The organism is Sphingobium sp. FG58, assembly GCF_057809055.1.
On the sequence record NZ_JBMDJF010000009.1, the window covers coordinates 1 to 26,618 of the forward strand.

At 62.3% G+C, this 26,618-nt stretch carries 22 protein-coding genes and 2 tRNA genes; 6 read left to right on the top strand and 18 right to left on the bottom strand.

Features of this window, described 5'->3' with window-relative positions:
* Nucleotides 1-66: 66 nt before the first annotated feature.
* The 9 genes from ACODR8_RS12300 to ACODR8_RS12340 all read right to left on the bottom strand — a co-directional run bounded on the left by ACODR8_RS12300 (nt 67) and on the right by ACODR8_RS12340 (nt 8,114).
* On the bottom strand, nt 67-1,857 hold the full coding sequence (locus tag ACODR8_RS12300; protein WP_489007509.1) for a DEAD/DEAH box helicase: 1,791 nt from the start codon (nt 1,855-1,857) through the stop codon (nt 67-69).
* Between the two features lie 319 nt (nt 1,858-2,176).
* Nucleotides 2,177-2,875, bottom strand: coding sequence for a 50S ribosomal protein L1 (rplA, locus tag ACODR8_RS12305; RefSeq protein ID WP_489007510.1), 699 nt, complete (start codon nt 2,873-2,875; stop codon nt 2,177-2,179).
* 4 nt (nt 2,876-2,879) lie between these two features.
* Nucleotides 2,880-3,311, bottom strand: a complete 432-nt coding sequence (gene rplK, locus ACODR8_RS12310) for a 50S ribosomal protein L11 (RefSeq protein ID WP_489007511.1) — start codon at nt 3,309-3,311, stop codon at nt 2,880-2,882.
* A 219-nt stretch (nt 3,312-3,530) separates the two neighbouring features.
* Complete coding sequence (gene nusG / locus ACODR8_RS12315) at nt 3,531-4,067, bottom strand: transcription termination/antitermination protein NusG (RefSeq protein ID WP_006968004.1); 537 nt, start codon at nt 4,065-4,067, stop codon at nt 3,531-3,533.
* Nucleotides 4,068-4,106: 39 nt separating this feature from the next.
* Entirely contained in the window at nt 4,107-4,313 is a 207-nt protein-coding gene (gene secE, locus ACODR8_RS12320; RefSeq protein WP_066857860.1) for a preprotein translocase subunit SecE, read from the bottom strand.
* Nucleotides 4,314-4,483: 170 nt separating this feature from the next.
* Nucleotides 4,484-4,559 (bottom strand) — tRNA-Trp (locus tag ACODR8_RS12325).
* Between the two features lie 53 nt (nt 4,560-4,612).
* Nucleotides 4,613-5,530 (bottom strand): YihY/virulence factor BrkB family protein, encoded by a 918-nt coding sequence (locus tag ACODR8_RS12330; protein ID WP_489007512.1) that lies wholly within the window; start codon nt 5,528-5,530, stop codon nt 4,613-4,615.
* A 235-nt stretch (nt 5,531-5,765) separates the two neighbouring features.
* Nucleotides 5,766-6,989 carry a dihydroorotase gene (locus tag ACODR8_RS12335; protein WP_489007513.1) on the bottom strand — a complete coding sequence of 408 codons (1,224 nt, stop codon included), beginning with the start codon at nt 6,987-6,989 and terminating at the stop codon, nt 5,766-5,768.
* A 129-nt stretch (nt 6,990-7,118) separates the two neighbouring features.
* Nucleotides 7,119-8,114, bottom strand: coding sequence for an aspartate carbamoyltransferase catalytic subunit (locus ACODR8_RS12340; protein WP_119749311.1), 996 nt, complete (start codon nt 8,112-8,114; stop codon nt 7,119-7,121).
* Nucleotides 8,115-8,465: 351 nt separating this feature from the next.
* Here ACODR8_RS12340 and ACODR8_RS12345 point away from each other — a divergent pair, with 351 nt between their 5' ends.
* Nucleotides 8,466-8,807, top strand: a complete 342-nt coding sequence (locus ACODR8_RS12345; protein WP_489007514.1) for a GIY-YIG nuclease family protein — start codon at nt 8,466-8,468, stop codon at nt 8,805-8,807.
* A gap of 41 nt (nt 8,808-8,848) precedes the next feature.
* Nucleotides 8,849-9,106 (top strand): hypothetical protein, encoded by a 258-nt coding sequence (locus tag ACODR8_RS12350; protein ID WP_489007515.1) that lies wholly within the window; start codon nt 8,849-8,851, stop codon nt 9,104-9,106.
* 9 nt (nt 9,107-9,115) lie between these two features.
* Here ACODR8_RS12350 and ACODR8_RS12355 read toward each other — a convergent pair whose 3' ends face one another.
* From ACODR8_RS12355 to ACODR8_RS12365, 3 genes are all read right to left on the bottom strand, one after another.
* A complete protein-coding gene (locus ACODR8_RS12355; RefSeq protein WP_489007516.1) occupies nt 9,116-10,726 on the bottom strand; it encodes a phytoene desaturase family protein in 1,611 nt (536 codons plus the stop codon).
* On the bottom strand, nt 10,723-11,883 hold the full coding sequence (locus ACODR8_RS12360; protein ID WP_489007671.1) for an aromatic ring-hydroxylating oxygenase subunit alpha: 1,161 nt from the start codon (nt 11,881-11,883) through the stop codon (nt 10,723-10,725). Before ACODR8_RS12360 ends, ACODR8_RS12355 begins: the two co-directional genes overlap by 4 nt.
* A gap of 67 nt (nt 11,884-11,950) precedes the next feature.
* Nucleotides 11,951-12,937 carry a bile acid:sodium symporter family protein gene (locus ACODR8_RS12365; protein ID WP_489007517.1) on the bottom strand — a complete coding sequence of 329 codons (987 nt, stop codon included), beginning with the start codon at nt 12,935-12,937 and terminating at the stop codon, nt 11,951-11,953.
* Between the two features lie 94 nt (nt 12,938-13,031).
* Between ACODR8_RS12365 and ACODR8_RS12370 the strand changes: the two genes are divergently transcribed.
* The gene (locus ACODR8_RS12370; protein WP_489007518.1) at nt 13,032-13,790 is read left to right on the top strand and encodes an enoyl-CoA hydratase-related protein; all 759 of its coding nucleotides are present in this window, start codon (nt 13,032-13,034) and stop codon (nt 13,788-13,790) included.
* Here the strand turns inward: ACODR8_RS12370 and ACODR8_RS12375 are convergent.
* The 3 genes from ACODR8_RS12375 to ACODR8_RS12385 all read right to left on the bottom strand — a co-directional run bounded on the left by ACODR8_RS12375 (nt 13,777) and on the right by ACODR8_RS12385 (nt 15,667).
* The gene (locus tag ACODR8_RS12375) at nt 13,777-14,697 is read right to left on the bottom strand and encodes a DMT family transporter (protein ID WP_489007519.1); all 921 of its coding nucleotides are present in this window, start codon (nt 14,695-14,697) and stop codon (nt 13,777-13,779) included. The genes ACODR8_RS12370 and ACODR8_RS12375 overlap by 14 nt on opposite strands.
* Before the next feature lie 76 nt (nt 14,698-14,773).
* The gene (locus ACODR8_RS12380) at nt 14,774-15,088 is read right to left on the bottom strand and encodes a hypothetical protein (RefSeq protein ID WP_489007520.1); all 315 of its coding nucleotides are present in this window, start codon (nt 15,086-15,088) and stop codon (nt 14,774-14,776) included.
* 63 nt (nt 15,089-15,151) lie between these two features.
* Nucleotides 15,152-15,667, bottom strand: coding sequence for a MarR family winged helix-turn-helix transcriptional regulator (locus ACODR8_RS12385; RefSeq protein ID WP_489007521.1), 516 nt, complete (start codon nt 15,665-15,667; stop codon nt 15,152-15,154).
* Nucleotides 15,668-15,790: 123 nt separating this feature from the next.
* Here ACODR8_RS12385 and ACODR8_RS12390 point away from each other — a divergent pair.
* A tRNA-Gln gene (locus tag ACODR8_RS12390) sits at nt 15,791-15,865 on the top strand.
* A gap of 83 nt (nt 15,866-15,948) precedes the next feature.
* Here the strand turns inward: ACODR8_RS12390 and ACODR8_RS12395 are convergent.
* Together ACODR8_RS12395 and ACODR8_RS12400 are read right to left on the bottom strand one after the other, a co-directional pair.
* Complete coding sequence (locus tag ACODR8_RS12395) at nt 15,949-20,613, bottom strand: NAD-glutamate dehydrogenase (protein WP_489007522.1); 4,665 nt, start codon at nt 20,611-20,613, stop codon at nt 15,949-15,951.
* A gap of 359 nt (nt 20,614-20,972) precedes the next feature.
* Nucleotides 20,973-21,305 (bottom strand): hypothetical protein, encoded by a 333-nt coding sequence (locus ACODR8_RS12400; protein ID WP_489007523.1) that lies wholly within the window; start codon nt 21,303-21,305, stop codon nt 20,973-20,975.
* Nucleotides 21,306-21,716: 411 nt separating this feature from the next.
* On the opposite strand from ACODR8_RS12400, the gene ACODR8_RS12405 reads away from it, so the two are divergent.
* Nucleotides 21,717-22,379: a hypothetical protein gene (locus ACODR8_RS12405; RefSeq protein WP_489007524.1), complete on the top strand. Its 663-nt coding sequence runs from the start codon at nt 21,717-21,719 to the stop codon at nt 22,377-22,379.
* 17 nt (nt 22,380-22,396) lie between these two features.
* A complete protein-coding gene (locus tag ACODR8_RS12410) occupies nt 22,397-23,626 on the top strand; it encodes an AAA family ATPase (protein WP_489007525.1) in 1,230 nt (409 codons plus the stop codon).
* A 21-nt stretch (nt 23,627-23,647) separates the two neighbouring features.
* On the opposite strand, the gene uvrA is transcribed toward ACODR8_RS12410, so the two are convergent.
* Nucleotides 23,648-26,566, bottom strand: a complete 2,919-nt coding sequence (gene uvrA / locus ACODR8_RS12415) for an excinuclease ABC subunit UvrA (RefSeq protein WP_489007526.1) — start codon at nt 26,564-26,566, stop codon at nt 23,648-23,650.
* Nucleotides 26,567-26,618 lie beyond the last annotated feature (52 nt).

A 26,618-nucleotide genomic window follows, 5' to 3' on the forward strand; every position in this document is an offset into this window, starting at 1 on the left:
ATTTCCTTACCCATGCCGGATATCAACGAACTTAATCTCATCACGCTCTAGCTGTTCTAAAGGGTGTTACCCCCGGCTGCGCGGCGGACCTTTGCGCGGGCCACCGGCGCCAGCGCCTTTGAACGGACGCGGGCTGTGCGGTGCTGCGCCGCCGCGGGAAAAATTGCCGGGACCGCCACGGGGCGGGCCGGTGCGGTTGGGGCGATCGCCATTGGCGGGGCGTAGTTGCTTGCGCTTTTCGCGGGCTTCCTCGCGCGGTGCGCCATCGACCGGATCGAACAGCACATCCGCGCCCTCGTCACCCGCTTCGCCCGTGCGGCGGACGGCGGCCAGGAATTTGGACGCGATCGCCTTGGGGATTTCGAACATCGTGTCGTTGGTGGTGATGCGGATCGCGCCGATGTCCCCGCGCGACACATGGCCGCGACGGCAGATCAGCGGCAATATCCAGCGCGGATCGGCATTCTGGTTGCGGCCGATATTCATGCGGAACCACTGGGTATCCTCGAAACCGGGGCGCGGCCCTTCGCGGCGGGCCGGGGCATCGCTGCCGTCCAGCAGCTCTTCGGGCGCAGGCAGCGCGGCGCGGGCGGACCGCACCAGCATGGCCGCAATTTCCTTGGCGCTCTTGGCCTCCAGCAATTCGCCGCCCAGCGCCCAGTCGGACTCTTCCAGCTCCATGGGTTCCAGCAGGCGCGCGCGCAGACGCTCGGCATCCTGCGCGGCAATCGCTTCCTTGGTGGGGGCGGACGTCCATTCGACCGGAATTTTCGCGCCCTTGAGCATCCCTTCTACCCGGCGACGGCGCGGATAGGGGACGATCAGCACGGCGGTGCCCTTCTTGCCCGCGCGGCCGGTCCGGCCCGACCGATGCTGCATGGTTTCCGCGTCGCGCGGAATTTCCACATGCACAACCAGCGTCAGCGTGGGCAGATCGATGCCGCGTGCGGCGACGTCGGTCGCGACGCACACCCGCGCCCGCTTGTCGCGCAGCGCCTGCAACGCATGGTTACGCTCATTCTGGCTATGTTCGCCAGACAGCGCCACGGCGGCAAAGCCCCGCTCGGTCAGGCTGGCGTGCAGATGGCGGACATTGTCGCGCGTGGCGCAGAACAGCATTGCCGTTTCCGCCTCATGAAAGCGCAGCAGATTGACCACGGCATTTTCGATGTCGGCGGGCGCGACGGTCATCGCCTGATAGCTGATGTCGCCATGGCCGCGCTCGGTCGATGTGGTTGCGATCTGGATCGCGTCCTTCTGGTAGCGACGGGCCAGCGCCACGATCGGCTTGGGCATGGTCGCCGAAAACAGCAATGTGCGGCGGCCATCGGGGGTGGCGTCAAGGATGCCTTCCAGATCTTCGCGGAAGCCCATGTCGAGCATTTCGTCGGCTTCGTCCAGCACGGCGGTCTTGAGCGCCGACAGGTCGAGCGCGCCGCGTTCCAGATGGTCGCGCAGACGGCCCGGCGTGCCGACGACGATATGCGCGCCCTGCGCCAGTGCCTTGCGTTCCCGCGCGGCGTCCATGCCGCCAACGCAGGTGGCGATGCGCGCGCGCGCCCCGGCATAGAGCCATTCCAGTTCGCGGCTGACCTGCAACGCAAGTTCGCGCGTCGGCGCGATCACCAGCGCCAGCGGCCAGGCGGGCGGCGGCAGGCGACCTTCTTCGCTCAGCAATTCGCTGGCCATGGCCAGGCCGAAGGCGACGGTTTTGCCCGACCCGGTCTTGGCCGACACGATCATGTCGCGACCAATCGCTTCGGGTTCGATGACCGACGCCTGCACTTCGGTCAGGGTCTCATAGCCCTTGGTCGTGAGCGCCTGCGCGAGGATAGGGGGGAGAGTTTCAAATGCCATGTTTTTGTATTCCATCGGATAATAGCGACCCGCCATATGCCGACGGATACCAAAAGACCTGTTCCTTCCGCCCGATCGATCGGACGCCCGGAGTGCAAGGTCGCACACTCCGGTTTCATACCATCCTCCCCTGCAAGGGGAGGTGGCAGGGCGAAGCCCTGACGGAGGGGTGTCCCCCTCTCGATAGGGTGATACCCCTCCACCACCGCTACGCGGCGGTCCCCCTCCCCTTGCAGGGGAGGATGAACGTAAAAACAGGAAAGCCTCCTTCCCCATTTCGCGAGGAAGGAGGCTTGCCTGATTGTCTATAGCGCAAAAATCAGATTGCGGCGACTTCCGCCACATCGACCTTCACGCCCGGACCCATCGAGGAGGACAGGGCGATCTTGCGCACATATTTGCCCTTCGAACCGGTCGGCTTGGCCTTGACGATCGCATCGACGAAGGCGTCGAAGTTGCGACGCAGATCTTCGGCGGTGAAGCTCGCCTTGCCGATGCCCGCATGGATGATGCCGGCCTTTTCGACGCGGAATTCGATCTGGCCACCCTTGGCGGCTTTCACGGCTTCGGCGACGTTCGGCGTCACGGTGCCAAGCTTCGGGTTCGGCATCAGGCCCTTGGGACCAAGCACCTTACCCAGACGACCGACCAGACCCATCATGTCCGGCGTCGCGATGACGCGCTGGAAATCGATGTTGCCGGCCTGGATCGATTCCAGCAGATCCTCGGCACCCACAATGTCGGCACCGGCGTCGAGCGCCTGCTGTGCCTTGTCGTTGCGGGCGAACACGGCGACGCGAACGTCCTTGCCGGTGCCGGCGGGCAGGGTGACGACGCCACGGACCATCTGGTCGGCGTGACGGGGATCGACGCCCAGGTTGATCGCGATTTCGACGCCTTCGTCGAACTTGGCGGTCGCGTGGGTCTTGATCAGGCCCAGCGCTTCATTGACGCCGTGCAGCCTTTCCTTGTTGATCGCGGCGGCCAGAGCCTTCGCCTTCTTGGTCTGCTTTGCCATGGTCTTAGCCCTCCACCACGTCGAGGCCCATCGCGCGAGCGGAGCCTTCGATGATCTTCGTTGCTGCGTCGATGTCGTTCGCGTTCAGGTCAACCATCTTGGCCTGCGCGATTTCGGCCAGCTGGGTGCGGGTGATCTTGCCAGCGACGATCTTGCCCGGTTCCTTGGAACCCGACTTCAGGTTGATCGCCTTCTTGATCAGGAAGGTGGCAGGCGGCTGCTTCATCGTGAAGGTGAAGCTGCGGTCCGCATAGACGGTGATGATCGTCGGCAGGGGCGTACCCTTTTCGACATTGGCCGTCTGCGCGTTGAACGCTTTGCAGAATTCCATGATGTTCACGCCGCGCTGACCCAGTGCTGGGCCGATCGGCGGGGCAGGCTTGGCATCTCCAGCGGGCACCTGGAGCTTGATATAGCCCGTAATCTTCTTGGCCATGATGACTCACTCTGTTGCTGGGCGGACCCGAAAGCCACGCCCGGTTCAAGTTTAGCGGTGCAAACGAAGGCCAAAGCCTCCTCCCGCGCTTATTCCCGGTTGCCCGGAAATTCCTTTTTGCCCCGTCATGCCGGACTTGATCCGGCACCCAGGGCGAAATCATGCGACGTCACGCCCAGACGCCCTGGATCCCGGCCTTCGCCGGGACACGAGCTTTCCTTATTTGGAAAGCTCTACCTGCTCGAAATCCAGTTCCACTGGCGTGGCGCGACCGAAGATCGACACCGACACCTTGACCCGGTTCTTCTCGAAATCCAGTTCCTCGACCGTGCCGTTGAAGCTGGCGAAGGGACCGTCCAAAACCTTGACCGCATCGCCGATTTCGTAATCGACGCTGACCTTGTGCTTGGGGGCGGCCTCGGCTTCCTTGCGGGCGCCGAAATAACGTGCGGCTTCCGATTCGCTGATCGGCTGCGGCTTGCCCATCGACCCCAGGAACCCCGTCACTTTGGGCGTGTTCTTGATCAGGTGATAGATGTCGTCGTTCATGGCGAGCTTGGCCAGGACATAGCCGGGCATGAACTTGCGCTCGACCTGCACCTTCTTGCCGCGCTTCACCTCGGTCACGGTTTCGACAGGCACTTCGACCTGCTCGACCAGCTGCGTCAGGCCCATGCGCTCCGCTTCGGACAGGATCGATTCCTTGACCTTGTTCTCGAAGCCCGAATAGGCGTGGATGATGTACCAGCGCGCCATGTTACCGTTTCAAACTCCCAAAAACCAACGCAGTCACGTTCACGCCTGACCCGCCGCTAGGCCCAGCAGCCACTGGACGATCGCACCGAAAAAAGTGTCGATGCCAAAGAAGAAGAGGCCCAGCAGCGTCGTCATGATGACGACCATCACGCCGGTCATGACCGTTTCGCGACCCGTGGGCCACACGATCTTCGACGCTTCGGTTTTCACCTGATTGACGAATTCGCCGGGGGAAACCTTCGCCATCGCCTGCCTCAAACCCTTTGCACAAACACCAAAACGCGAAGCAATAGTCCGCCCTCCCGATCCCGCCCATATCGGCGTCCGGGGGATGCGGCCGCATGGCTTCGCGACACAATTTCGACGGCGCGTCTAGCGGCAAACCTCATGGAAAACAAGGATGCTGCTGGAACGCTTGGCAGGAGTGGAGGGACTCGAACCCACGGCATTCGGTTTTGGAGACCGACGCTCTACCAACTGAGCTACACTCCTGTGCCAGCGAAGGAGGGCGCTTTAGCGTGGCCTGCCGGGCAGGGCAAGCGCGATTATGCAGCTTTTTCTTGGGGATCGGCGATGGTCGTTTCGGCACTGGTCTGCCGCTCGGCTTCCGCATTGATCTGCGCACCTAGCAGCACGACATAGGCCGACACGAACAGCCATAATTGCAGCACGACCACTGCGCCCAGCGACCCATAGGTCTCGTTATAATTGCCGAATGTCGCGACATAGAAGGACACGCCCAGCGTCACGACCAGCCAGAACAGGGTGGCCGTGACCGACCCGACCGTCAGCCATTGCCACTGCGCCTGCCGCCGGTTCGGCCCGAACCGGTAGATGAGGCCGAAGATCACACTGGCCAGCAACCCCGCGCACATCCACGTCACCGCCTTGATCGCGAACAATATGCCCGGGCCCCAACTGGTCAGCCATGTCTGGATCAGGCCGATCACCGTGGCGGTAAATACGCCTGCCACCATCACCAGTACGGCGGAGAAAGTGATGCCCATAGACACGCGGGTAAAAGCGATGATCCCGCGCCCTTCCTTCTGCCCATAGACGATATTGAGAGCCTCCATGATCGCCGAAGCCGCCCGCGTCGCGCCATAAACCGCGATGCCGAGCGCCGCGGCCAGGCCAAAGCCGATCGCAGGCTTGGCGGTGCTGACGACACCCAGCAGCTGGTCGTTGATCAGCTTGGCCGCATCGGTCGGTACGACTGCGATGATCGCCTGCATATGCCGCCCGACCATCGCCGGATCGCCAAACAGCCCATAGGTCAGCACCACAGCCGCCATCATCGGCGCGATCGACAAAAAGGCATAATAAGCGACGCCAGCCGCCAGCAATCCCACATGATTGGCCGACAGCGCACCATAGACGCGCTTCAAAATCTCCCACCAGGCCCGCGGCGGTATCTTCCACGGCGCATCGACGTGGACTTGCTGCGCGACTGGCTGGTTCATCGGCGTCCCCTGTTGCTCAACCGGGCAAGCGCATGAAGGGGGAGGGGGTTCCCACCCTTTATCCCTCTCCCTCCAGGGAGAGGGTCGCGCAGACTTGGCAGCTTGCTGCCCTAGTCGTAGCTGGGAGAGGGTGTTCTGCGCCATCGCCCGTGGCATCCCCTCATCCAACTGCGCCTAACCTCACTGCGTTCGGCAAGGCTCCATATCCTTCTCCTCCAAGGGAGAAGGCAATATGTCACAAAAACACCCCGCCCTTCATGATCCGCCGGGCGCGGCCCTGCACCGGCACGCGGTCGAACGGCGTGTTGCCCGCTGCCGCCGCCATCTTCGCGCTGTCGACGATCCACGGCGCATCGGGGTCGACGAAGATCAGGTCCGCCGCGCTTCCGCTCGCAAAGCTGCCCGCATTGACGCCCAAAATCCGCGCCGGATTGGCGCTCAGCAGCGTCATCAGCCGGTTGAGCGACACATGCCCCTCCCGCACCAGATTGAGCGAGAGCGCCAGTAGCGTCTCCGCCCCCGCCATGCCGGGCGAGGCGTCGGCGAAGGGCAGGCGCTTGTCCTCGGCCCCGCGCGGATCATGGCTGGAGGTGATGACATCGACCGTCCCGTCCGCCACCGCCGCGATACTCGCCTTGCGGTCATCCTCCGACCGGAGCGGGGGCGACAGGCGCGCGAAGGTACGGAAGTTCGACACCGCATTGTCGGCCAGAAACAGATAGGCAGGGCTGATGCCGCAGCTTACCCGCAACCCTTCGGCTTTCGCCGCGCGAATGAGGTCGAAGCCCGCCTTGGTCGTCACCAGCCGGAAATGGATCGCCGCACCCGCCTGCCGCGCCAGCATGATGTCGCGCGCGATCGCCATTGCTTCGGCGCAGGCGGGCGCATGGGGCAGGCCCAGCCGCGTCGCCGTTTCGCCGCTGGTCGCCACCGCCTTGCCCGCCAGCCCGCCATCCTCGGCATGGGCGATCACCGTCAGCCCCAGTCCCGACGCATAGGACAAGACCCGCAGCATCACGCCCGAATCCGCGATCCACTGCCGCCCGGTGCCGACCGCCTTCGCGCCTGCCGCCTGCATCATGCCGATCTCGGCCAGTTCCGTGCCAGCCAGGCCCCGCGTCGCTGCCGCGATCGGATGGACCCAGAAATCGGGCTTCCCCGCCCGCGTCGCCTGCCGAATGAGCGCCGCATCATCCAGCAGCGACGACTGATCAGGCATTAGCGCCGCACGGGTGATGCCGCCAAAATGAAAGGCCGGCTTGTCGGTGGCAAAGACGCCCAGGTCGATCAGGCCCGGCGCCACCACCTGCCCCTGCGCGTCGATCGTCTCCGCGTCGGCAGGCACGGCAATGTCCCCGGCCGCGACGATCCGGTCGCCCTCGATCAGGATGGAACCGGATTGGAGCGCATCTCCCGCCGGATCGGCCAGGCGGCCATTGATGATGGCGAGTTTAGTCACGCGCTATTCCCTCAAACCAAACCCCGTCATTCCCGCGCAGGCGGGAACCCATCTCGCCTCCCACGCCTTGGCCAGCGACGGCAAAATGGGTCCCCGCCTTCGCGGGGATGACGGATGTGGATACGAGCATCACGCCCACCCCTCCACGCCCCGCGCGCCGCGCGTCAGCACGTCCAGGCACGCCATGCGGATCGCCACGCCCATCTCCACCTGCTCGGTGATCGCGGAGCGCGTCGGATGGTCCGCCACCACGCTCGAAATCTCCACGCCCCGGTTCATCGGCCCCGGATGCATCACCAGCGCATCGGGCTTGGCCAGCGCCAGCCGCTCCGGCGTCAGCCCATAGAGCATATGATATTCGCGCGCCGACGGGATGAACGCCCCGTCCATCCGCTCATTCTGGAGCCGCAGCATCATCACCACGTCCGCGCCGTCCAGCCCCTGCGCCATGCTGGTAAAGGGCGTCGCACCCAGCATCTCCACCTCCGGCGGCATCAGCGTGGGCGGCGCCACCGCGCGAACCTGTGCGCCCAGCGCGGCCAGGCACAGCATGTTGGATCGCGCGACCCGGCTGTGCAGCACATCGCCACAGATCGCGACGATCAGCCCCTCGAAACCGCCCTTGCGCCGCCGGATCGTCAGCGCGTCCAACAGTGCTTGTGTCGGATGCTGATGCCAGCCATCGCCCGCATTCAGCACCGGGCAGTCCACCTTGTCCGCGATCAGCGCGACCGCGCCGGAACTGGCATGACGGATGACGATGACATCGGCGGCCATGGCATTGAGCGTCATCGCCGTGTCGATCAGCGTCTCGCCCTTCTTCACGCTCGACTGGCCCGCATGCATGTTGACCACGTCCGCGCCCAGCCGCTTGCCGGCAATCTCGAACGACAGCAAAGTCCGGGTGCTATTCTCGAAAAAGGCGTTGATCTGGGTCATCCCCGCCAGTCGGTCATCATGCTTGCGCGCCCCGCTGCGGTTCGCCCGCGCCCAATGCTCCGCCTCATCCAGCAGAAAACGGATTTCCCAGGGCATCAGGTCCGCAATGGACAGCAAATGCCTGTGCGGAAACAGCGCCCGACCAGTCAGGTCGGACGAAGCGGGCGCGGCGGTCGTTTCGGGCATGGATGCGCTTTAGGCGAGGGGAGGGGCGAGGGCAACCAAAACTCCCCTCCCTTTCAGGGAGGGGCCGGGGGTGGGTAGCGAGCAAAGCGAGCCGACGATGTCAGTCGCGCGCATTCGCCTCTTCCCGGTCGAACTTCCAACCCGCAGGTAATGGCCGCCGCAACCGAGTGATCCTCCGAAGTGCTGCTTCACGAGTTCGATCCCGCCTGCTTTCCTCTTTTCCGTCCATGTTTTGAAAATGCCGGAAATGCCGCCAAGGTCAACAGAAACCCAACATCCGTTCGTCCCCCGATCAAGCCGGGGCCAGGCTCTGAGCTTGTCGAAGGACCGTTCTTCTGTTCTGCTGCCCCAATGCCATTCTGGACCTACATGCTGCATTGTGCGGGAGGCACTTTCTATGTCGGCCATACCGATAATCTGGAACAGCGTATCGGCCAGCATGAACAGGGGGGCATAGCTGGCTTCACCAGCGACAAGCTGCCGGTCAAACTGGTCTGGTGCGAATGTTTCACCCAGCGCATCGAGGCACTGGAAATGGAGCGCCGCTTGAAGGGGTGGAGTAGGGCAAAGAAGCTGGCTCTGATCCGGGGAGATTGGGATAGGATCAGCGCGTTGGCGCGAAACAGGAAGGACGACCCTTCGACAGGCTCAGGGCGAACGGAGGAGGGCGTCCCTCTCCCCCGTTCGGGCTGAGCCTGTCGAAGCCTTGTCCTTCTTCCAAAACGAGAAAGCGTATGGCGATCACGATTCTGGAACTCTCAAATGGTCATTTTTCTTTGGAATTTGACGTCGTTGATTTGCCCAATGTCACTGCTGCTATACGCAAACACTATGGCGTCCCATCGATACAACAATACCCAGTTCTAGCGGTATATTCCTTTGGCGGCTGTTCATTCACTTTTCAGAACGAGTGGGATGATCCTTGCCTGATTTCCAGTTCATCCGACGGTGATGAAATTCTGAACAAGCTATGCGCAGAATTGAACGGCTGACAGGTCGACCTACCCCCGCCGCCACAACCGCCCAAACACCGCCCCGTCACGCAACACCTCCCGCGCGGCATTATGCCCCGGCGCGCCGGTGACGCCGCCGCCCGGATGCGTGCCAGCGCCGCACATATACAGCCCCTTCATCGGCCCGCGATACGCGCCATGGCCCAGCACCGGACGCGCGGCCCACATCTGGTCCAGCGACAGATGGCCGTGCATGATGTCGCCGCCGACCAGCCCGAATTTGCGCTCCAGGTCGAGCGGCGAGTGGATCTGCCGCGCGATCACGCTTCCCGCAAAGCCCGGCGCGGCGGCTTCCACCGTCGCGATGATGCAGTCCGCCGCCGCCTCCCGCTCATCGTCCCAGCTCCGGCCATCGGGCAGTTCCGGCGCAAATTGCTGGCAGAAGAGGCTCGCCACATGGCACCCCTCCGGTGCCAGTGACGTATCGATGATGGACGGGATCAGCATCTCCACGATTGGCGCTTTCGACCAGCCGTCGCGTTTCGCGTCCATATAGGCCCGGTCCATATAATCCAGCGTCGGGGCCAGGATGATGCCCGACTGATGATGCTCCCCCACACCGGGCAGGCAGGTAAAATCGGGCAAAGCGCTCAGCGCCACATTCATGCGGAACGTCCCCGAACCCGCCTTGAACGCCTTGATCCGCTTGATAAAATCGGCGGGCAGGTCAGCCGGGTCCATCATCTGCTCATAGAGCAATTTCGGCCCGACATTGGCGATTACCGCCTTGCCCATCACCTCCTCGCCACTCTCCAGCCGCACGCCCACGGCCCGCGCGCCATCCACCAGCACGCGATCGACGGGTGCTTCCAGGCTGATCTCCACCCCCATGGCGGTCACGACCCGCGCCATGATCTGGGTGATCATGCCCATGCCGCCGACACAATGGCCCCATGCGCCCTTCTTGCCGTTCACCTCGCCAAAGACATGGTGCAGCAGCACATAGGCGCTGCCCGGCGTGTCGGGGCTGGCATAATTACCCACCACCGCGTCAAAGCCGAAAGCCGCCTTCACCGCATCGCTCTCGAACCAGCTGTCCAGGAAAGTGCGCGCCGATTTGGTGAACAGGTCGAGCGCGTCGCGCTGCTGCTCGATCGACAGCCCTGCGATCCGCCGCCCTTGCTTGAGCGCATCGACGATCATCGACAGCCCGTCGCCGACATTGGGCGGGCTTTTCAGCACCATGTCGCGCAGCACGTCCGCCACCACCTCCAGCGCGTCATAATAAGCGGGCAGGGCAGCTGCGTCCTTCGCGCTGAACCGGGCGAACTCCGCCTGCGTCCGCTCCAGCCCGCCGCCCAGTTTCAGATAACCGCCATCGGGCTGGGGCAGGAAATTGCTGATCGGCCGCTCGATGACGCGATAGCCATGATCGGCCAGCTTCATGTCGGCGATGACCTTGGGATTGAGCAGGCTGACCGTGTAGCTGGCAGTCGAATTGCGGAAACCGGGGTGAAATTCCTCCGTCACCGCCGCCCCGCCCACGACATGGCGACGCTCCAGGATGCGCACCTTATACCCCGCCCGCGCCAGATAGAAGGCGCAGACCAGCCCATTATGCCCCCCGCCGATGATGGCGGCATCGTAGGATTTGGTCATGCGCTATTACTCCACCCCGCCGCTGGCGCGCGATGCTGCCGCGCCTGCGGGATCACCCCCCGCATCCGCCCGCAAAAATGGCGCAGCGCCACTTCATCCTGATGCAGCGGCCCGACGGTAAAACTGTCCGACGCCATCCCCGCCTGCACCCGCGCGACCAGCGCCGTATCCTCGGCATTGACCTGCCGGTTGATCCGCCAGTTCAGGTAGCGCGCCGCCTTCATCTCGCGTCGGTCGTCCGGCACCGCATAGCTGATCTCGCGGATCAGCGTCTGTGTCGGCGATACCGGCAACCAGGCCATGAAATCGACCTGATCGGGATAGATGTCGAAGGCGAAATTGGGCCACAGCTTGAAATAGGTCCAGAGCCGCTGCCGTTCCGGCGGAAGGTGCGGCACGTCCGGCAGAAATCGCTGATAGGCACGCTCGGACCAGTTGGCCGATGGCCGCTCGACAATCGGTCCCCACATCTTGTCGACATGGGTGCTTGCCTCGACGCCATAGCCATCGCCCATCAACCGTTTGAGGCCGGGGTGCGCGACGCTGATGTGCAGCCCGTCGGAATAATTATCGCCGATATTCTTCCAGTTCACGTCCCGCGGCCGCAACGTTACCCGCCCCAGCGCGCGCAGATCGGCAAAGCGATAGGGGGCAATCTCCGCGACATAGGGGGCCATCATCTGCGCCACCGACGGCCCGCCATCATCGGCCAGCCGGACGAACAGGAAGCCGTAAAAATCCTCGACCTCCACCGGCACCAGGCCATGATCGGCCATGTCCATCGCATAGCCCGCCTTCATCGGTACGCCCGTCAACCGCCCGTCATTCTCGTAAGTCCAGCCATGATAGGGGCAGACCAGCTTCTTCGCGCAGCCCGAAGCGCCATCGACGATACGCGCGCCGCGATGGCGGCAGACATTGGTGAAGGCCCGCACCGCGCCATCCTCGCCGCGGATGACGATAACGCTCTCGCCGACATAATCGAGCGTATGGAAATCGCCGGGGTTGGGAATGTCGCTTATATGGCAGACGATCTGCCAGCTGGGGCGGAAGATGCGTTCGACTTCGGCGGCAAAAAATTCCGGGTCGCTATAGGTCCAGGCCGGCAGGCTCCAGCCCGCATCCGGGTCTGCCCCGCTTTCCGCCTGCTCCACCATCTCCGCGCATCCCCCGACGCTGTCGATCAATTTTACGAACGTATAATAGAATGCGCGTTTATACCAGCTATATGTCCAGCTCAGTGTCGGCTTTTTCGTCCTGCGCGCCGTAACGTCGCGCCAGCACGGCACAGGCCATCAGCTGGATCTGGTGAAACAGCATCACCGGCAACAATATCGCGCCCACTGCGCTGGCCGGGAATAGCAGCCCCGCCATCGGCACCCCGGTCGCCAGGCTCTTCTTCGACCCGCAAAAGACCAGCACGATCCGCTCCGCCCGCGACAGGCCCATCATCCGCCCCAGCCCCCAGGTGAAGCACAGCACTATCGCGAGCAGAGCGACGCAAAGCCCGGCAAGCAACGCCATCTCCCCCGCCGACACGGTCTGCCAAAGTCCTTCGACCACCGCTGCGCTGAAAGCGGTATAGACGACCAGCAATATCGATCCGCGATCGACCCGCCCGATCATCGCCTTGTGCCGCGCCACGAACCCGCCGATCCACGGCCGGGCCAGATGGCCGATCAGGAAGGGCAGCAGCAGTTGCAGCACGATCCCCTCGATCGAGGCCAGCGAGACCAGGCTGCCGCTGCCCGTCCGCTGCATCAGCAAGCTGACCAGCAGGGGTGTCAGGATGATGCCCAGCAGGTTGGAGAAGGAGGCGCTGACCACAGCGGCGGCGACATTCCCCCGCGCGATCGCGGTGAAGGCGATGGATGATTGCACCGTCGACGGCAGCAGCGTCAGGAACAGCAGCCCCGCCCGCATCCCGTCCGGCACTGCGCCGATATGCTGGCTCGCCAGTCCCAGCAGCGGAAAGACGGCGAAGGTCGTCGCCAGCACCGCCAGATGCAGCCGCCACGCCTTTGCCCCCTCCCATATCGCCGTCCGCGACAATTTTGCGCCATGCAGAAAAAACAACAGCACAATGCCCGCATCCGCCGCCGCATCTGCGATCCGCGCACCGTCGCCCCGCGCTGGCAGGATTGACGCTAGCGCAACCGTGCCAAGCAACAGCAGCAGGAAGGGATCGATCAGTTCACGAAGGCGGGTCATCGGGCAACCTGGGCAGGGAAGGGCGAAAAAAGGGGGATAGACGCCGCCCCATCGTTGAGCCAACAGATTCGCACAAGCCAATAAGGAGCGGATCGTGAGCGAGTCTATTGCGGTGATCGAGCAGGACGGCGTGCTGGAAATCCACATCGACCGGCCCGACAAGAAAAATGCGCTGACCGGCCCCATGTATCGGACCATGACCGCCGCGCTGGCCGATGCCTCTGCCCGCACTGACATTGGCGTGGTGCTGTTTGCGGGGCGCGGCGACGCATTCTGCGCAGGCAATGACCTCAAAGACTTCATGGCCGGGCCGGAGGGGGGCGCTGCCGCCTTCGCCTTCATCCGCGCCATTGCCGCCTTCGACAAGCCGCTGGTCGCCGCGGTACAGGGGCTGGCTGTGGGCGTCGGCACGACGATGCTGTTCCACTGCGATCTGGTCTATGCCGCGCCCGACGCGCGCTTCATCATGCCGTTCGTCAATCTGGGGATCGTGCCGGAAGCGGGGTCCAGCCTGCTTGCGCCGGCCGTGATGGGTCATGCCAAGGCGGCGGCGATGCTGATGCTGGGCGAACCGATGGATGCCGAGGCTGCCGACCGCGCGGGCTTCGTCACCGCGATCGTCCCGGCCGACACGCTGCTCGACCATGCCCGCGCCAAAGCCGCCGCGCTGATGGCCAAGCCGCCCCAGGCACTCGCCGCGACCCGCCGCCTGATGAAGGGCGATCCTGCTATGCTCACCGCACGGATCGAGGAGGAAGCGCGGCTGTTCCGGGAAACGCTGGCCTCGCCCGAAGCCCAGGAAGCCTTCACCGCCTTCTTCGAAAAACGCCCCCCGGTCTTTAAGAGGGGATAGGCCCGTCCAACTGTTTGCCAAAGTGTAACTCGCTCACGATCACCGCAGCAACGATCAGCACCCCGCCCAGCAGCGCCATGGGCGGCAGGCGGTCGCCCGCTATTCTGCCGATGATCCCGGCCCAGACCGGCTCACCGGCATAGATCAAAGTCGCCCGCGTCGGCGACACGGTGCGCTGCGCCCAGTTCATCACCAGTTGGATGATCGCAGTCATCGCGCCCAGCCCACAGGCGGCGATCACCACGCCCCAGGAAAAGGGCGGGATCGCCTCGCCAGCGGGCATCATGCAGGCAAAGGCGAGCAGGGACGTCACTGCCAGTTGCACGACCGTTACCCGCAGCACATTGACGCTGCCTGCCCACAGGCTGATGAAAATGATCTCCAGCGCGATCGCCACCGTGCTGATTAGCGTCAATATCTCGCCTTGGCCCAGCGCCATGCCACCCTCCGGCGCGGCGACCAGCAACAGGCCGATGAACGCCAGCACCACCCCGATCCAGCTCGCTAGTCGGGGCCGCCGCCGCAGGATGATCCATTGCAGCACAGGCACTAGCGGCACATAGGCCGCGGTGATGAAGGCCGATGCGCTGCTCGAAATCGTCTGAAGTCCCCAAGTCTGGAGCGTGTAACCGACGAAAATCCCCAACCCGATTACCAGCCCCGCCCATATTTCGCGCAGCGTCATCCCGCGTAGCACCGGGATTGCCAACGGCAGCGTAAGCAACGCTGCCGTGCCAAAGCGCAACCCGACAAAATAGAGCGGTCCCGACTGCGTCATCGCGCCATGGACGATCAGGAACGTCCCGCCCCACAGCATCGTCACGCCGATCAGCGCGAGTTCGGGACGGCCGATCAGCCAGCGGCTGGGGGCAGGGGGACGGTCGAGGACGGCGGCGGCTTGGGTCATGCGCCGACCGCTATGGACCCCGCAGGGCGCGGTCAAGCCGGGGGTGGGCGGCATGAGGGCCGCGCACCCGGACGGATCATTCGTTCTTCAGGTCCTTGCCCGCTTCTTCCAGCGATGCGCCGACATCGCGCTTCGCGGCATCCGCCTTGCGTTCTGCGTCGCTGGTTGCCTCGCTCGTCGCCGCGCCGATCTTGTCCGCGCCCTCGTCGATCGCGCGTCCGGCCTTGTCCAGCCCATTGTCGATTGTGTCGCCCGCGCGATCGACCGACCGGCTGATGTCATTGCCGATCGAAGCGCCGGCATTTTCGACGCTATCTTCGGACTTTTCAGAGCAGGCCGAGAGGCTGGCGACCGACAGGACCGCAAGTGCGGTCAGAACAGATGTGCGCATGATGGCTCCTTTTCCCATTTGCGTGGAGCGACATAAGCGCAGCAGGCGCGATAAGGTTGCGTGCTATCCGCCGCGCAGCCCGAACACCATCGACCGGTCCTGATCGGGGATCAGCCCTTCCAGCACCCGCCAGAAGCCGGTGACGGACCCTTGCCCTGCCTGCGCATAGGCGGCCGCCATCTTCTCGCGCAGCGCGCGGAACAGTTCCGCCTCCAGCGCCGCGCCCGCCTCGCTCAGCCGCAGCAATTTCTGGCGACGGTCGTTGGGACCGGGCCGCGTCTCGATATAGCCGCGCTCGATCAGGTCATTGAGAACCCGCCCCAATGATTGCTTGGTGATCGCCAGCAGTCGCAGCAAGTCCTTGACCGTCAGGTCGGGCTGGCGCGAAATGAAATAGAGTGCGCGATGATGCGCCCGGCCCAGCCCGATCGCGGCCAGCCCTTCGTCGATCGACCGGGTCAGGGCCGAATAGCCGAAATAGAGCATCTCGATTCCGCGCCGTATCTCATCCTCGCGCAGGAACAGGGGGGAGGCGGGCGACATTTGGGCGGAGGAAGGGGACGAACTGGTGACGGTCATGGCTGCGTTGATCCAGCGCGGGAGGAAAGTATCCTAATGCCGTCCCAAAAGGATGATGACTAGGCTTTCCTTTCGCCAATCACACGCTATATGCCTGACCGCGCCGACGAAAGTCGGCCATGCTGGGGCGTCGCCAAGCGGTAAGGCAGCGGCTTTTGATGCCGCCATGCGCAGGTTCGAATCCTGCCGCCCCAGCCAATTTTCCTGAACATCACCGAATCACCCTGACAGGGGAGGCGGAGAAGGCTTCTGCCTTCCGCGCCTCCCGTCATGGGCATGTCTTACCGTCCCAGCAACCCGCGCGCCTGGCCCGCAATCTCCGCCAGCATGGCGACATTGGGCGTTGCCGCCGCCTTGGCGCGTTGCACCAGAGTGCGGAACTGGCGGATACGCGGACCGCGCTGGATCAGCCACTCTTCGACATGGGCGGAAATATCCTTGCCTTTCCCCTGCGCCAGGAAATCGAGCCGTACCTGCTGCATGTCGCGGGCGACGCCCGAAATCAGCAGCCGCTCCCACGGGTCGGTCGGTTCCATGCGCGCGGCGGCGGACTGGACCCAGTCGATGCCCACCGCTTCGCCCAGATGGGTGAAGGCGCGGGTCAGCGCGATTTCGTCCACGCCCATCTTTCCGGCCAGCGCTGCGATGCCGACCGCGCCGTCCAGCTTGAACAGACCCGCCGTCCGCCGCGCCAGCGCCTCTGGCGCGCCAAGCGCCAGCAGCCTGTCCGTCACGGCATTGGTACGGCGCTGCGCCTCGTTCGTCAGCAGATCATCGACCTGCGCCGCCAGTGATCCGACGCCCTGGGTCAGCGCCGCCAGACCTGCGCTGGGCAGCGTGCCTGCCGGCTGGCTGCGCAAGATATCGGCAATCTGCGCCCGCATCCCGCCGGCAATATCGCCGAACAGGGCGAGCCGCGCGCTTTCCGCCATCTCGGCGGCGTCGATATCCGCCCACAGCGTGCCAATGTCATAAAGCCGCTCGGCGATCAGGAAGGCGCTGGCCATGTCACCCAGCGAACAGCCTTCCTCCTCCACTAGCTCAAACGGATGGATCAGGCCCAGCCGGTTGACGATGCGGTTGGCGACCTTGGTGGCGATAATCTCTTTGCGCAGGGCATGGGCAGCGATCGCGTCGGCTTCCTTTTCCTGCATCGCAGCGGGGAAGGCCGCCATCAGCTCGCCGGTCATGCTTTCGTCGCTGGCGAGGTCACCCTGCTCGATTGCGTCTTGCAAGGTCAGCTTGGCGGTGGAGAGCAATACGGCCAGTTCCGGCCGGGTCAGCCCCTGACCGTCCTGTCCGCGCCGCAGCAACTGGTCGTTCGCGGCCAGTCCTTCAACCTGCCGGTCCAGTCGCCCGCTTTCCTCGAACGTCTCGATCAACCGCACATAGCTTGCCAGATCCGCCGCGCCGCCGCTCTCGGCAATCGACAGGCCCAGCGCCTGCAAGCGGTTATCCTCCAGCACGATGGCGCCGACCGCATCGGTCATGCTTTCCAGCAGCGTGTTGCGCTCCTCGAACGGCAGGCGGCCGTCGGCCATCTCCTTGTTGAGGGCGATCTTGATATTGACCTCATTATCCGAACAATCGACGCCCGCGCTATTGTCGATAAAGTCGGTGTTGATCCGCCCGCCGCGCAGTGAAAAGGCGATGCGCCCCGCCTGTGTCGTGCCCAGATTGGCGCCTTCGCCAATCACCTTGACGCGCAGCTGCTCGGCATTGACGCGCAGCCGGTCATTGGCCGGGTCACCGACATCGCCATGGCTCTGCGCCGCCGCCTTCACATAGGTGCCTATGCCGCCGAACCACAGCAGGTCGGCAGGGGCTTTGAGGATCGCGGAAATGAGTGCGGTCGGCTCCATCTCGGCTTCCGTGACACCCAGTATCGCCTGGATTTCCGGGGTCAGCGGGATGCTCTTGAGCGCGCGGGAAAATACGCCGCCGCCCTTGGAGATCAGCGCCTTGTCATAATCCTCCCAGCTCGACCGGGGCAGCTGGAACATCCGGTTGCGCTCCTCCCAGCTTTTCGCCGGATCGGGCGCGGGGTCGAAGAAGATGTGGCGATGGTCGAACGCGGCGACCAGCTTGATCGCCTTGCTGAGCAGCATCCCGTTACCGAACACGTCGCCCGACATGTCGCCACAGCCCACGACGCTGACCGGTTCGCTCTGCACATCGACGCCCATTTCGGCGAAGTGGCGCTGCACCGAAATCCACGCGCCGCGCGCGGTGATGCCCATCGCCTTATGGTCGTAACCATTGGACCCGCCGCTTGCAAAAGCGTCGCCCAGCCAGAATTTGCGGTCGAGCGCGATGGCATTGGCGACGTCGCTGAAAGTGGCGGTCCCCTTGTCGGCGGCAACCACGAAATAGGGATCGTCGCCGTCGCGCACCACGACTTGCGCGGGATGCTTCACATGGTCATTGACGATATTGTCGGTGACCGACAGCAACGCGCGGATGAAGATGCGATAGCTTTCGGTGCCTTCCGCCAGCCAGGCGTCGCGATCGACCTGGGGGCTTGGCAATTGCTTGGGATAGAAGCCGCCCTTGGCCCCGGTCGGGACGATGACGGCGTTCTTGACCCGTTGCGCCTTCATCAGGCCCAATATTTCGGTGCGGAAATCGTCGCGCCGGTCGGACCAGCGCAGCCCGCCGCGCGCCACCGGCCCGGCACGCAGATGGATGCCCTCTACACGGGGGCTATAGACCCAGATTTCGCGCCACGGCAGCGGCGCGGGCAGGCCCGGCACCTGCGCGCTGTCCAGCTTGAACGCCAGCGCCTCGACCGCTGCCTTGCTGAAGAAATTGGTGCGCAGCGTTGCGCTGATGACCGCGCGCAACAGGCGCAACACCCGGTCCTCGTCAATTGCCGTGACCGCTTCGAGTCCGGCGTCGATCGCGGCCTGCGCCTCTGCCACCCGTGCGTCCGCGCCATCGCGCGCGGCGGGATCGTGCAGCGCCTCGAACAGGGCGATCAGATTGACCGCCACCCCCTGCGCCCGGCGCAGCGTTTCGGCAAAGGTCGCCATGCCATAGGCCATGCCGGTCTGGCGCAGATAGCGAAACAGCGCCCGGAACAGCACCACCGACCGCGGGGTCAGGCCAGCGGTAACGATCAGTTCGTTGAACCGGTCATTTTCCGCCCGGCCTTCCAGCACCTGGGCGATCGCTTCGGTGACGATGTCGGCGCGGGCCACGACGCCCTGCGCATCGCCGCCCGCGGGCAGTTCCAGCACGAAACGCTGGACATGGCCCAGCGCGCCGCCATCAATTGCCGTCGTCATCTCCTCGATCACGCGGAAACCGAAATTCTCGAACGCCGGGACCACTTCGGACAAGGCGATCGTCACATGGCTGTAGAGTTTGAGCCGCAGCCGTTCGGCGCTGTCCTCTGGGTTGCGATAGATGCGGATCGCCTTGTCGCCAGCCCCCGCAAGGCCATGGATCAGGCGAATGTCGATCGCCGCTTCGGCTGGCCCTGCGCCATTGCGATAGACCGCCGGGAAGCCTCCGGCGTAACGCTGCGCCAGCGCGGCGGCGCGGCCTGGCTCTTCGGTCTGCGTCAGCGCTTCCTCGACAGCGGGCAGCCAGCCGCGCACCATTTGCTTCAATTGATGGTCCAGCGCGACATCGTCCGGCACCACGCCGCCTTCGCGCAGGTCAAGCGTGATGCGCAGCAGCGCAAGGCCACCTTCCTCCAGCGCGATCGACCAACTGAGCACCGGGCCATTGGCGGCTTCCGACAACATGTCCTGCACAGCCACCCGTCGCGCGGTCGACAATTCGTCGCGCGGCAACCAGACGAAGGCGTAGAGATGCCGCGCCAGCGCGCTGGTCGCCAGCGCCAGCTTGGGCCGGGGCCGGTCGGTCAGCGACATGAAGGTCAGCGCCAGCCGCTCCAGCGTCTCGCGATCGAAACCGATGGTGATGTCATGGGGCAGGGCGGTCAGCGCATGGGCCAGCGTCTTGCCCGCATGGCCCGCCGGATCGAAACCGAACTTGTCCATCAGGTTGGACAGGGTCGATCGCAGCAACGGCACCTTGTCCGGCGTCGCCGACAGGCCCGAACTGGTCCACATGCCGGCATGGATCGACAGCGCCTTCACCTCGCGCCCTTCGCGCACGGGGATGATGATGAGGTCCAGCAGCACATGGCGATGGATGCGCGAGATGCGGCTGGACTTGATGATCAGCGGCGTGCGCTTGCCTTCCTCGAACCACACGAAAGCCGCCTCCAGCGATGCGGGCGCGATCAGCGTCTTGTCGCGCAGGGTGCAGATGCCTAGCCGCGACTGGGTGGTGCCATCGCGGTTGCACAGCTCATGCCCGGTCTGGGTGAAATGGCGCGCCAGGAACCAGCGCAGCAGGGCCGCGCCTTCCTCGTCCGGCACCGCGTCGGCGTCCGCCGCCATCGCCGCCTGCATCGGCGCCCAGTCGGCCACCGCCGCCCGCACGTCGGTCAGCGTGTCGCGCAGCGCCTTTTCCAGCGCCCGGCGCGCCTTGGCGTCGGCCCGGTCAGCCTCGATATAGATCATCGATTCGCGGCGCGCGCCCGGCACGTCATCATCCAGGATCGCGGCGAGAGTTCCGTCGGCATGGCGCGTCACCGACAGGACAGGATGCAGCAGGCGGTGGATGGTGATGTCGGCGGCGGCCAGCGTGTTGGCGATGCTGTCAACCAGGAACGGCATGTCGTCATTGACGATCGCGATCCGCATGTAGCGACCGTTCGCGCCTTCGCCCAGCGTCTCGACCATGATCGCGGCGTCGCCCGGCTTGCGCCCGTTGGCGGTGCGGCCCAGGAATGCGGCGGCGGCCGCTATGCCCTGCTCGTCCAGCCCCTCGCGTTCGCCGGGCAAGGCACCCCGCTCCAGCGCTGCCTCCAGCGCCTCCCGGATGAACGTATCGACTTCCTTGATGTTCGCGTCCGCCAGCGCCGTCATTCGCCTAACCTCTCACGCGGGCTTGTCCCGCTTGGAATTGAACGGAGGAGACGCTGGATCGCCGCCATGCGACTCCTCGGCTTTCGACCGTCTATATGCCTCCGCCCATGGGGAGGCTCAACCCTGTTTGCGAAATAAAGTGTCTTAGCGTTGAAATAATATGATGCAGCGCAACATGTCCCGCGCGTGGTGGCGGGGCAGATGATGGCGCGACTATCGGCCAGCCCGCGCCGCATGTCGAGCGCGGATAAGGGCGCCTCTGGAGCATTTTACCGCGATCCGCGCCGACCGGGCAGCGCGTCGTGCCGCTCTGCGCCTATATGTGTCGGCGCTGCCCCAAAGGAGGCGATCGGTCCCTGTTACTGCGTGAACATATTTTTATTGGTGACGCCGCAATAGTCGACCGGGCTGTTGAACTCGCTGGCTTCGGCAAAGACGACGCGGGTCTGCACTTCGCAGCGTTCGTCACCTTCAAAGAATTTGAGCGCGCGGGTGGTGGCAGGCTTGACCGGCAGTTTGAGCCAGTCGTTCGACCAGGTGCCATTCTTGCGCTTGGTGTAGAACTGGATGGCGTCCACGGTCGATTTGTTGACGAGGACAAGGGCATTGTCCTCGCCATCATCAGCCTGCGCGGCGGGCGCGGCGATCAGCAGGGCAGCGGCGAATGTGGCGGCGGTGGTGAGTGATTTCATGGATGGACCCTCCCCATTATGGCGCGCGAGCAGCGTCGTGGCCTTGGGCCAAGGGGTAGCCGGGCGGCTAGGGATATTGTTGGCGGGTGTGTTTGATGGGCGCGTCAGGCGGTCTTGCGGCGCTCGATAATCGCGCGCAGTTCTGCCATCACCTGATCATGCGGGATACAGGGTTCGTCAGACGCCATCGCTGCTTCTGTCCTCGAAAGGAACTATGCTCGATATCTCTCCGAGATGGCTGTGACGTTAGAGGCTAAGTTAGCCATTGCGTCTATCCACAAATGCCGCAAACTAATGCAATCGTTAATAATTTCGCCAATTAAAAATTGTTTCGTTGGTGCTTATCCTGAAATTATCATAGTGTATGCAATCGACCAAACTACGCCGTGTTAGCTTCAAAACGGAGGGATTATGTCGTTAAGATCCATTCATCTCCGAAAATTATTAAAAATTTTCTATCTCCCAAATCCAGCGAAAATTTCGATAATAAGATCTGAGATCAGAGATGATCTTGCAAAAGAAAATGGCGCTATCAGCGCAGGAGGTGATTTTTATGGTCCCTTTTGGTCTGATGCGAAGCGTCATGTTGTAGGTGAAATAGACCTGCACGACAGCATTGACGTTAGAATTGAAGCTAATAGTGGTAGAGAAAATTTATACCCACAGTTAAGGGATGGATTTTTGCTGTGGTGGGATAAACGGCGACGCTGGACCAATGAGCCATTTAGACCGTTAGAAGCGCCAAAGGGTCGATATAGATTCTCCTCATTAAATGGCATAGTTAAGGTTGAGAACTTTTTGTCAGTAATCGATGGTGTCGATCTACAGCATTTTGTTTATCCCTATTTTGCTCCTAGCCCTGAGTTGAATGAGGAATCTGCAAGGTTAGGTCTTTGGATGATCGGGCGAGCACTGCCCGCTCTGAGCTGGGAAGAGGTCAGGATTTTAGATGTCATAAGAGGCGTTAATTTTGCCGTTGATAAAAATCCGCTTCTAGGAAACGAAGAGTCCATTTTTGAAAAAAAATATGCTCAGATTTTACAATTGCACGATGAGTTGCGCAAAGAATACTAGTAAAATTGGAAAGTTTTATGGCTGTATCTGATCCAAATGAGGTTTTTACTCCGCGTGCGCGCGATATAAATCAAAGAACATATGTTGAACGACCTGCTTTGGAAAGTCGTTTAAAAGATGCTTTGGGTGGCCAAAAATATATAATAATTCATGGAGAGAGTGGCAATGGTAAAACGTGGCTTTATAAGAAAGTCTTTAAGCAACTTCGTGTTCCATTTGAAGTAATAAATCTCGGGAATGCTAGCTCTGCTGGCTCGATAGAAGCTCTATTTGAAAACAAGCTTGGTGAAATAGGTCATCAAACTGCATTGTCTAAAAAAACAGAACTAGAGGGCGGGGCGCGTCCGATGGGGATCGGCGCGTCAATAAAGCAAACTATTGAATATAAAAGTTGGAATCCAAGCGCGTTTGTTAGGCTTGTACATGAAATGTCAATTGCTTCTGGCGGGAGGCGAGGAGTTTTAGTCCTCGATAATTTCGAACAGGTTGTCGATAATGAAAAAATCGTCAAAGATATTGCCGGTTTGATAATTTCTGCGGATGAAGAGGCTGTAGCGAACTATAATATAAAAGTTCTAATAGTGGGGACGCCAAATAATATAAGGCACATGATATCCAAAGTCAGTAATGCATATACAATATCAAATAGACTTGTCGAAATACCAGAAGTTGCTCGGATGGAAGTTGGAGAAGCTTACTCTGTTATGAGTCAAGGTTTTGAAAAATATCTAAAATACACATTTTCTTTAGATAAAATGGAACTTTACAGGGATATATGCTGGAAATCTGATAGAATAGCTCAGGAAGTGCAGGAGTTGTGCCTTAAAATATCTCTGGGTGCGAGTAGAAACAGAGGTATAATAAATAAGGATATAGTTTCCGAGGCAGAAAAAGATTGGGCACAGGATTCGTTGTCGCATGATTTAGGCACTATCGAGCTTTTGATGAATTCTAGAGATACAAAAGTGGGAAGAAAAAATCAGGTCCTGTACTGTTTAGGGCAATATCAAAAAGAAGATTTTAAATACATCGATGTTGAAAAAACGGTCAGGGATAAATTTAAAGTCGCTGAAAACATTAATCTTAATATTCCGCAGATCCTTGCCAGTTTTATGAATGCTGAGAATCCTCTTTTGAGGCGCCTTCCTACTGGCGAAGGATACAGATTTGTTTCGCCAAAACTAAGAATGATTTTGAGAACGAGATTTAGAATTGATGATGAAGGCAAAGTGATCAAATTATTTTGATTTAACGGCGTGTCCCATGCTTCACTCCGCCGCCACACTCTCCAGCCCCAGCAACGGCGCGAGATAATGCCCCGTAAATGACCGCGGCTCCTTTGCGACCTTTTCCGGCGTGCCTTCCGCGACCACTTCGCCGCCTTTGACGCCGCCTTCTGGTCCCATGTCGATGATCCAGTCGGCGGTCTTGATGACGTCCAGATTATGTTCGATCACGACGACGCTGTTGCCCTGGTCGACCAGCGCGTGGAGGACTTCGAGCAGTTTGCGGACATCTTCGAAATGCAGGCCGGTGGTGGGTTCGTCGAGGATGTAGAGGGTCTGGCCGGTGGCTCTGCGGGCGAGTTCCTTGGCGAGTTTGACGCGCTGGGCTTCGCCGCCTGACAGGGTCGTGGCCTGCTGGCCGACCTTGACATAGCCCAGGCCCACTTCGGCGAGCATGGCCATCTTGTCGCGGATGGGCGGGACGGCCTTGAAGAATTCGACCGCATCCTCGACCGTCATGTCCAGCACGTCGGCGATCGAGTGGCCCTTGAACTTCACCTCCAGCGTTTCGCGATTGTAGCGCGCGCCGTGGCACACGTCGCAGGTGACATAGACGTCGGGGAGGAAGTGCATCTCGATCTTGATCAGGCCGTCGCCGGTGCAGGCTTCGCAGCGGCCGCCCTTGACGTTGAAGCTGAAGCGGCCGGGCTTGTAGCCGCGCGCCTGGCTTTCGGGCAGGCCCGCGAACCAGTCCCGAATGTTGGTGAAGGCGCCGGTATAGGTGGCCGGGTTGGAGCGGGGGGTGCGGCCGATGGGCGACTGGTCGATGTCGATCACCTTGTCGCAATGTTCCAGGCCCGTCACCTTGTCATGCGCGCCGGCCAGGATGCGCGCGCCATTGAGGGCGCGGGCGCTGGCGGCGTAGAGCGTGTCGATGGTGAAGCTGGACTTGCCAGAGCCGGAGACGCCGGTGATGCAGGTGAAGGTGCCGAGCGGGATGCTGGCCGTGACGCCGGTGAGGTTGTTGGCGCGGGCGTTGTGGACGGTGATCTTCTTGCCATTGCCCTTGCGGCGCTTGGCCGGCACGTCGATGCGGCGAGTGCCATTGAGATAATCGGCGGTGAGGCTGTTTTTGGCTTTCAGGATTTCAGGCAGCGTGCCTTGGGCCACGATCTGCCCGCCATGGATGCCCGCGCCCGGCCCCATATCGACAATATAGTCGGCGTGGCGGATCGCATCCTCGTCATGCTCGACGACGATGACGCTGTTGCCGAGGTCGCGGAGGCGCTTCAGCGTCACGAGCAGCCGGTCATTGTCGCGCTGGTGCAGGCCGATCGAGGGCTCGTCGAGGACGTAGAGGACGCCGGACAGGCCGCTGCCGATCTGCGACGCGAGGCGAATGCGCTGGGATTCGCCGCCCGACAGGGTGCCTGACGTGCGGTCGAGGTTGAGATAATCGAGGCCGACATTGTTGAGGAAGCCCAGGCGCTCGACAATTTCCTTGAGGATGGCCTTGGCGATCTGGTTCTGCTGGTCGTTGAGTTTCTCCGGCATCGCGGTGAAGAAATTGAGCGCGTCCACGACCGAGCGGCGGGTGGAGAGCGAGATGTCCTCGCCCGCGATCTTGACTGCGAGCGCTTCGGGTTTCAGGCGCGCGCCGTGGCAGGTTTCGCAGGGCTGGGCGCGCTGATATTTGGAGAGTTCCTCGCGCATCCAGGCGGATTCGGTCTGGAGCAGGCGGCGGTTGAGGTTACCGATGACGCCCTCAAACGCTTTCTTCACCTCATAGCTTTTGCGGCCGTCCATGAATTTGAGCGTCACCGGCTCGCCGCCGGTGCCGTGGAGGATGATGAGCTTCACCTCGCCAGGCAGGTCGGCCCAGGGCGTGTCAAGGCTGAACCCGAATTCCCTGGCGAGGGAGCCGAGGACTTGCATATAATAAGGCGAGGGCGGGTTGGATTTGGCCCAGGGGACGACCGCGCCCTTCTTGAGGGACAGGGCTTCGTTGGGGACGACGAGTTCGGGGTCGAACTCCTGCCGTTCGCCCAGGCCATCGCAGGCGGGGCAGGCGCCCATCGGCGCGTTGAAGGAGAAGAGGCGCGGCTCGATCTCCGCAATGGTGAAGCCGCTGACGGGGCAGGCGAATTTTTCGCTGAACACGATGCGGTTTGCCGGGATGCCGGACCCCTTCATCTTCTTGTCGGCTGCGGGGGCTTCATCCTCGCGGCCCGGTACGACGCCATCGGCCAGATCGACAAACGCCAGCCCGTCCGCGAGTTTCAGCGCCTGCTCGAAACTGTCGGCGAGGCGTGTACCCATGTCGGGTTCCACGGCCAGGCGGTCGACCACGACTTCGATGTCATGCTTATATTTCTTGTCGAGTGCGGGGGCGTCCTCGATCAGCATCATCTCGCCGTCGATGCGCACGCGGGTGTAGCCCGCCTTCTGCCATTCGGCCAGTTCCTTGCGATACTCGCCCTTGCGCCCGCGCACGACGGGGGCGAGGAGGTAGAAGCGGGTGCCTTGTGGCAGGAGCATCACGCGATCGACCATCTGGCTGACGGTCTGGGCGCTGATCGGCAGGCCGGTCACGGGGCTGTAGGGGATGCCGACGCGCGCCCACAGGAGCCGCATATAATCGTAGATTTCGGTGACGGTCGCGACGGTGGAGCGCGGGTTTTTCGACGTCGTTTTCTGCTCGATACTGATCGCGGGGCTCAAGCCCTCGATATGTTCGACATCGGGCTTCTGCATCATCTCCAGAAACTGGCGCGCATAGGCGGAGAGCGATTCCACATAGCGCCGTTGTCCTTCGGCATAGATGGTGTCGAAGGCGAGCGAGCTTTTGCCCGATCCCGACAGGCCGGTGATGACGATCAGGCTGTCGCGCGGCAGATCGACATCGACGCCCTTGAGATTATGCTCGCGCGCGCCGCGCACGGAAATATGGGTCAGACTCATGGGGCGTGTTGTTCCAGATTTGTTCTGTTCGGGCAAGACCATCTGCCGGTCG